Source organism: Mesorhizobium sp. B1-1-6 (assembly GCF_006443035.1).
GTDB lineage: Bacteria > Pseudomonadota > Alphaproteobacteria > Rhizobiales > Rhizobiaceae > Mesorhizobium.
In genome coordinates this window covers 105,252-112,044 of record NZ_VFWR01000017.1, presented here as the reverse complement: position 1 = coordinate 112,044, position 6,793 = coordinate 105,252, and the positions used below count along the sequence as shown (strand labels likewise).

Sequence of the window (6,793 nt, the reverse complement as noted above, 5' to 3'; positions counted from 1 at the left end):
ACTGTTACCCCCTGACCGTCACCGACCAGGCTTCACGCTATCTGCTGGCCTGCGAAGCCCTTGAAGCGACAAAGGAGGTTCCAGTCATCGAGGCTTTCGTCCGGCTCTTCAAGGAACGTGGCCTGCCGGAAGCGATTAGAAGCGACAATGGCCTTCCCTTCGCAAGCCCCAACGGCCTCTACAATCTCTCCAGGCTGTCGGTCTTCTGGCTGAGGCTCGGCATCGCCATCGAGCGCATCCGGCCTGGCAACCCGCACGAGAACGCTCGCCATGAGCGCATGCACCGCACGCTCAAGGCCGAAACGACCCGGCCGCCGGGCATGAACACCCTCCAGCAGCAGGCCAGGTTCGATGCTTTCATGAGCGAATTCAATGACGAGAGGCCCCACGAGGCCATCGGCATGAAGGTGCCAGCCGAGCTCTACACAGCTTCTTCAAGAGCCTATCAAGGTCTACCCGGGCTGGAATATCCCTTCCATGACAAGGACATCCTCGTCACCGCCTGCGGCCGCATCTGCATGCACAGGAAGAAAATCAACATCTCCACCGTGCTCGCCGGCCAGAGGCTCGGAATCAGCGAAGTCGACGACGGCATTTGGCTCGTCTCCTTCATGCACTATGATCTGGGGTATATCGACTTGGAACAGAGGACCTTGCAGACCATCGACAACCCGTTCGGCACGAGGTTGTCACCCATGTCTTAGGTACATTCTGTTACCTATGTCTCCGGGCCGTACACGGGACTGAGTGGTGAGCGCGATGGGATTCGAACCCATGACCTACTGATTAAAAGTCAGTTGCTCTACCGGCTGAGCTACGCGCTCCCGTGGGCTGGAAACGGCGCCCTCGAAATTGCGCGGAACATAGGGAGAGTGCCTCGACCGGTCAACCGGAAAAAACGGGCCACCAAGCCATGCGTTCCCGCCGTGCCGGCTCTCCCGGCCGGCCGTTTCCGCAAGGACATGCCGAACCTTTGCCAGGCAGGCGAAAGACCCTGTGGCCTCCGTCGATCCCAAACCGGAGAAACATTACAAATCAGCAACTTGCCTTTTTTTCCAGGAACAATTCGCGAGCGTGCCCGTTTCCTCCGCCACAAGGGACGTCAACCTCTCAAGGAGAAGATCATGAACAAAGTCCTGTCGGGTTTGCTGGCGACCACACTGTCAGCTTCCTTCGCAGTGGCGGCTGCCATGCCGGTCGAAGCCGCACCGGCCTATGTACCGCAGCCTGCATCGGTCTCGTCCGATGTCCAGACCGTGCAGTACAGGCCCTGGGAGCGGCGCCGTAACTTCCGCGGCGAGTTTCGCGGCAACCGCAACTTCTACCGCGACAACCGCGGAGCCTACTGGAACGGCCATCGCGGCTACCGTGAATATCGCCCGGGCTATCGCCGTCACGGCGATTTCTGGTTCCCGCTGGCTGCTTTCGCCACTGGCGCGCTGATAACCGGCGCGATCGCCAACAACCGGAACCGCGTCTATGAAGGCAATTCGCATGTGCAGTGGTGCTATGACCGTTACCGTTCCTACCGCGCATCCGACAACACGTTCCAGCCGTATAACGGCCCGCGCCAGCAGTGCATTTCACCCTACTGATGGGCGACAGTGTTCGTCAGAGGGATAGAAAGTCAAAGCCCGTGCCGGAAATGGCGCGGGCTTTCTGTCGTGCGAGGACGGTCCCCGGGCAGGCTGTGATCAGCTGGCCCAATTAATGGTCTTGAAGATATAATAAAGCGCGCCACCTTCACCACGGGGTGATCGGTACGCTCCGACGGCATCGCAAATTCGGACCGTGACGGCCGCCAATTCCCAACCCAGCACTTCCAGCTGATCCCCATCTATCACGTAAGCCTGAGCCAGTTCGTCAATGCCGTTCTTCTCGCCGAAGGACCGAACCAGCTTTGCGTCTCTGAGAAGACTATCGGGCAAATTTGAATTTGCCCACGCCCAGAGCCAGTTCTGTGCCTTGGCATTCGTGGAACCGGCGATCTGGATTTCGGTGATCACCTCGATCGCCCCGTCCTTGGAAAACAAGAGCTTTCCGTTGCTCAAGTCATAGCGCGACCAGTGGCCGATGCGGAATTCTTCCTCCAAGCGCTTATTCTTGGCCTTCAGTTGTTTGATAGCCTCGGCGCGCCAAGCAGAGTACCAGTTTGGCTTCATTTCCCCTCGCCCAATCTGACTGTTGATTATGATACGCTCAGCGTCCTGCGAACAGCATCGCGCCACCCCGCCAGCTTGGCCGAGCGCGCCGCAGGCTCCATGTCTGGTCTGAAGCGGCGGTCGAGCGCCCATGTCTTGGCGAACTCCCGCGCCTTAGGCCACACGCCCGCCTTCGAGCCGGCGAGCCAGGCGGCACCAAGCGCGGTCGTCTCAAGAATGGTCGGACGGTCGACCGGGGCGTCGAGAATGTCGGCCAGCCGTTGCATGGTCCAGTCGGACGCCACCATGCCGCCGTCGACCCGAAGCACCGTCTTGGCCGCCGTACCTTTCCAATCCTTGCGCATGGCATCGAGCAGGTCGCGGGTCTGGTAGGCCACGGATTCGAGCGCGGCGCAGGCAAACTCCGCCGGCCCCGAATTGCGGGTCAGGCCAAAGATCGCGCCCCGCGCCTCGGCATCCCAGTGGGGCGCGCCGAGCCCGACAAAGGCCGGCACCAGATACACGTCCTGGGTCGGATCGGCCTCGGCCGCCAGCTTGCCGCTCTGTTCGGCCTTGCCGATCACCTTGATGCCGTCGCGCAACCACTGCACGGCGGCGCCGGCGATGAAGATCGATCCTTCCAGCGCATAGGTGGTCTTGCCGTTCAGCCGGTAGGCAATCGTGGTCAACAGCCGGTTCTTCGAGCGCACCAGGTCGGTGCCGGTGTTGAGCAGCGCGAAACAGCCGGTGCCGTAAGTCGATTTCATCATGCCGGGCTCGAAACAGGCCTGGCCGATAGTCGCGGCATGCTGGTCGCCGGCAACGCCGAGGATCCTTATCTCGGCGCCAAAGAGATTTTTCTGCGTGATTCCAAAATCATCGGCGCAGTCCTTCACCTCGGGGAGCATCCTTGCCGGAATGTTCAGGATGGCCAGCAGCTCGTCGTCCCAGGCATTCTTCTCGATGTTGTAGACTAGCGTGCGGGAGGCGTTTGTGGCGTCGGTGGCATGCACCCTGCCGCCGGTCAGGCGCCAGATCAGGAAACTGTCGATGGTGCCGGCCAGCAATTCGCCTTTCTCGGCGCGTCTCCTGGCGCCTTTCACCTTGTCCAGCATCCAGGCTATCTTCGTGCCGGAGAAATACGGATCGAGCAGCAGGCCGGTCTTCCTGGTGAAGGTCTTTTCCAATCCCTGCTTCTTCAGCTTCCGGCATAGCGGCGCGGTGCGCCGGTCTTGCCAGACGATGGCGTTGTGGATCGGCTTGCCGGTCGCCCTGTCCCAAATGACGACGGTCTCGCGCTGGTTGGTGATGCCGACCGCGGCGACGTCCGATGCCTCCCGCCCGGCATTCTTCAATGCGCCCTTCACGGTCGCCACGACGCTGGCCCAGATATCTTCCGGGTCATGCTCGACCCAGCCGGAAGCAGGATAGTGCTGGGTGAATTCTTGCTGGCTGCTGCCGACGACTTTCATGTCGCCGTCGAACAGAATCGACCGGCTCGACGTGGTGCCTTGGTCGATTGCCAGGACAAAGCCATTCATTCGCACTTCCTCCGTCACGACACAAAGAAGGGAGACGGCAACGTGCCGCCTCCCTGAATTTTACACGGGCGCGAACGCCCGCATAGGTCAGTCCTACTTCTGCCAGCTCTTGACCAGCTCGTCATAGTTGATGGTCTGGGGCTTCTCCTTCTCGTTCTCGATCTTGAGCTGGGGAGCGAGATTGCCGGCCTTGACCGCGTCGGCATTCCAGTAGGCGAGATCATGTTCCTCGGCGAGCTTCGGCCCGATATCGCCCTGGACGCCGGACCTCTCGATGCGGCCCATGACCTTCTCCTGCTCGGCGCAAAGCGAATCCATCGCTTCCTGCGCACTCTTTGCGCCCGACGAGGCATCGCCGATCGCCTGCCACCACAGCTGTGCCAGCTTCGGATAGTCCGGCACGTTGGTGCCGGTCGGCGACCATTGCACGCGGGCCGGCGAGCGATAGAACTCGATCAGGCCGCCGAGCTTCGGCGCGCGCTCCGTAAAGCTCTTGTCGTGAATGGTGGAGTCGCGGATGAAGGTGAGGCCGACATGGCTCTTCTTCACGTCCACCGTCTTCGAGGTGACGAACTGGGCGTAGAGCCAGGCGGCCTTGGCACGGTCGGTCGGGGTCGACTTCATCAGCGTCCACGAACCGACATCCTGGTAGCCGAGCTTCATGCCGTCCTTCCAGTAGACACCGTGCGGCGACGGAGCCATGCGCCATTTCGGCGTGCCGTCGTCGTTCATGACGGGCAGGCCGGGCTTGACCATGTCGGCGGTGAACGCCGTGTACCAGAAGATCTGCTGGGCGACATTGCCCTGCGCGGGAACCGGACCGGATTCCGAGAAGGTCATGCCCTGCGCTTCCTGCGGTGCGTAGGCCTTCAGCCAATCGAGATATTTCTGGATCGAGTAGACGGCGGCCGGGCCGTTGGTGTCGCCGCCCCGGGCCGTGCAGGAGCCGACCGGCTGCGATTTCTCGTTGACCTTGATGCCCCATTCGTCGACCGGCAGGCCGTTCGGGATACCCTTGTCGCCATTGCCGGCCATCGACAGCCAGGCATCGGTGAAGCGCCAGCCGAGCGACGGGTCCTTCTTGCCATAGTCCATATGGCCGTAGACCTTCTTGCCATCGACGTCACGGCCGGTGAAGAACTCGGCAATGTCCTCATAGGCCGACCAGTTGACGGGAACGCCGAGATCGTAGCCGTACTTGGCCTTGAAGTCGGCTTTGTTCTTCTCGTCGTTGAACCAGTCGTAGCGGAACCAGTAGAGGTTGGCGAACTGCTGGTCGGGAAGCTGATAGAGCTTCTTGTCCGGAGCGGTGGTGAAGGAGGTGCCGATGAAATCCTTCACATCGAGGTTCGGATTGGTGACATCCTTGCCTTCGCCCGCCATCCAGTCGGTCAGGTTGCGCACCTGCTGGTAACGCCAGTGGGTGCCGATCAGGTCGGAATCGTTGACCCAGCCGTCATAGAGGTTCTGGCCAGTCTGCATCTGGGTCTGGATCTTTTCAACGACGTCGCCTTCCTGGATGACGTCGTGCGTGACCTTGATGCCGGTGATGGCGGTGAAGGCCGGAGCCAGAACCTGCGACTCGTATTGATGCGTCGTCAGCGTTTCCGACACGACCTTGATATCCATGCCGGCGAACGGCTTGGCGGCGTCGACGAACCACTGCATTTCCTTTTCCTGATCGGCGCGCGAAAGCGTCGACAGATCGCCTATCTCCTTGTCAAGAAAGGCTTTTGCCTCGTCCATGCCGGCATAGGCGTTGCCCACGCCGAGCAAGAGGACAAGGGCGGTCGTAGATGTCAATAATTGCCGTCGCATTGTGTTTCCTCCACGTTTGAAAAGACTTCAAGTGCGATCTGGAGAGGCCGCCAACAAGCGGCCGCTCCAACAGTTTCCCCCTCTATACGTAGCGGAAGACGCCGATGGCGTAGACCACGGAGAGAGCGAGAGCCCACCACAGGCTGGGTCCGACAAGACCCAGCCAAGCGAGATGGATGAAGGCGCTGCCAAGCAGCGAAACGAAGAGACGATCGCCGCGCGTCGTCTTGAAACGCAGCACGCCGATGCGCGGATCGCCGCCGGGCGAGGCATATTCCCAGACACCCATGCCGACCAGCAGCAGCGCTATGACGGCGAAGAAGGCGGCCGTCGGCCAGGTCCACGCCATCCAGGAGAAGTCGAGGTTCATGGTCACACCCTCCCCAGGGCGAAGCCCTTGGCGATGTAGTTGCGAACGAACCAGATGACGAGCGCCCCGGGGATCAGCGTCAGCACCCCGGCGGCTGCCAGCAGCCCCCAGTCCATTCCCGACGCCGACACGGTGCGGGTCATGGTAGCGGCGATCGGCTTGGCATCGGTGGTGGTCAGCGTGCGGGCGATGAGCAGTTCCACCCATGAGAACATGAAGCAGAAGAAGCAGGCGACGCCGATGCCACTGGCGATCAGCGGCATGAATATCTTCACGAAGAAACGCGGAAACGAATAGCCGTCTATGTAGGCCGTTTCGTCGATCTCCTTCGGCACTCCGGACATGAAGCCCTCAAGGATCCACACCGCCAGCGGCACGTTGAACAGGCAGTGCGCCAGCGCCACCGCGATATGCGTATCGATGAGGCCGAATGCCGAATAAAGCTGGAAGAACGGCAGCGCGAACACCGCCGGCGGTGCCATGCGGTTGGTCAAAAGCCAGAAGAACAGATGCTTGTCGCCGAGGAACCGGTAGCGCGAAAAGGCGTAAGCCGCCGGAAGCGCCACGGCGACCGAGATTACCATGTTCATCACCACATAGGTGATCGAATTGATGTAGCCCGAATACCAGGACGCATCGGTGAAGATGATGGTGTAGTTGCGCAGCGTCGGCGCATGCGGATAGAGCGTCAGCGAATTGACGATCTCCGCGTTGGTCTTGAAGCTCATATTGATGAGCCAGTAGATCGGCAGCAGCAGGACGATGATGTAGAGCGTCGGCACGATCCACCACCAGCGCGATTCCTCGCCACGGCGGCGCATGCGCCTGTCCAGCTCGCTCTGCGACAGCGAACTGGCGAGTCTTTCCGAGGCGGCGGTCCCGTTCACCAGGTTGCGCTCGGTGCGTTCGTTGGCGCCAGCCAT

The 6,793-nt window shown here is 61.0% G+C and carries 7 protein-coding genes and 1 tRNA gene; 2 read left to right on the top strand and 6 right to left on the bottom strand.

What is annotated here, in order from left to right; genetic code table 11:
• On the top strand, positions 1-704 hold a 704-nt coding region (locus tag FJ979_RS27770), incomplete at its 5' end, for an integrase core domain-containing protein (RefSeq protein WP_140584366.1).
• Between the two features lie 44 nt (positions 705-748).
• On the opposite strand, the gene FJ979_RS27765 is transcribed toward FJ979_RS27770, so the two are convergent.
• Positions 749-824: transfer RNA gene (locus tag FJ979_RS27765), tRNA-Lys, on the bottom strand.
• Positions 825-1,124: 300 nt separating this feature from the next.
• Here FJ979_RS27765 and FJ979_RS27760 point away from each other — a divergent pair.
• The gene (locus FJ979_RS27760; protein ID WP_140669967.1) at positions 1,125-1,595 is read left to right on the top strand and encodes a BA14K family protein; all 471 of its coding nucleotides are present in this window, start codon (positions 1,125-1,127) and stop codon (positions 1,593-1,595) included.
• A 99-nt stretch (positions 1,596-1,694) separates the two neighbouring features.
• Here the strand turns inward: FJ979_RS27760 and FJ979_RS27755 are convergent, their stop codons facing one another.
• The 5 genes from FJ979_RS27755 to FJ979_RS27735 form a co-directional block, all read right to left on the bottom strand.
• Positions 1,695-2,162, bottom strand: coding sequence for a DUF6882 domain-containing protein (locus tag FJ979_RS27755; protein WP_140498781.1), 468 nt, complete (start codon positions 2,160-2,162; stop codon positions 1,695-1,697).
• A gap of 26 nt (positions 2,163-2,188) precedes the next feature.
• Positions 2,189-3,682 carry a glycerol kinase GlpK gene (glpK, locus tag FJ979_RS27750; protein ID WP_140584364.1) on the bottom strand — a complete coding sequence of 498 codons (1,494 nt, stop codon included), beginning with the start codon at positions 3,680-3,682 and terminating at the stop codon, positions 2,189-2,191.
• 93 nt (positions 3,683-3,775) lie between these two features.
• Positions 3,776-5,500: an ABC transporter substrate-binding protein gene (locus FJ979_RS27745; RefSeq protein WP_140498786.1), complete on the bottom strand. Its 1,725-nt coding sequence runs from the start codon at positions 5,498-5,500 to the stop codon at positions 3,776-3,778.
• 82 nt (positions 5,501-5,582) lie between these two features.
• Entirely contained in the window at positions 5,583-5,870 is a 288-nt protein-coding gene (locus tag FJ979_RS27740) for a DUF2160 domain-containing protein (protein ID WP_140498788.1), read from the bottom strand.
• A 2-nt stretch (positions 5,871-5,872) separates the two neighbouring features.
• Positions 5,873-6,793, bottom strand: coding sequence for a carbohydrate ABC transporter permease (locus FJ979_RS27735; protein ID WP_140498790.1), 921 nt, complete (start codon positions 6,791-6,793; stop codon positions 5,873-5,875).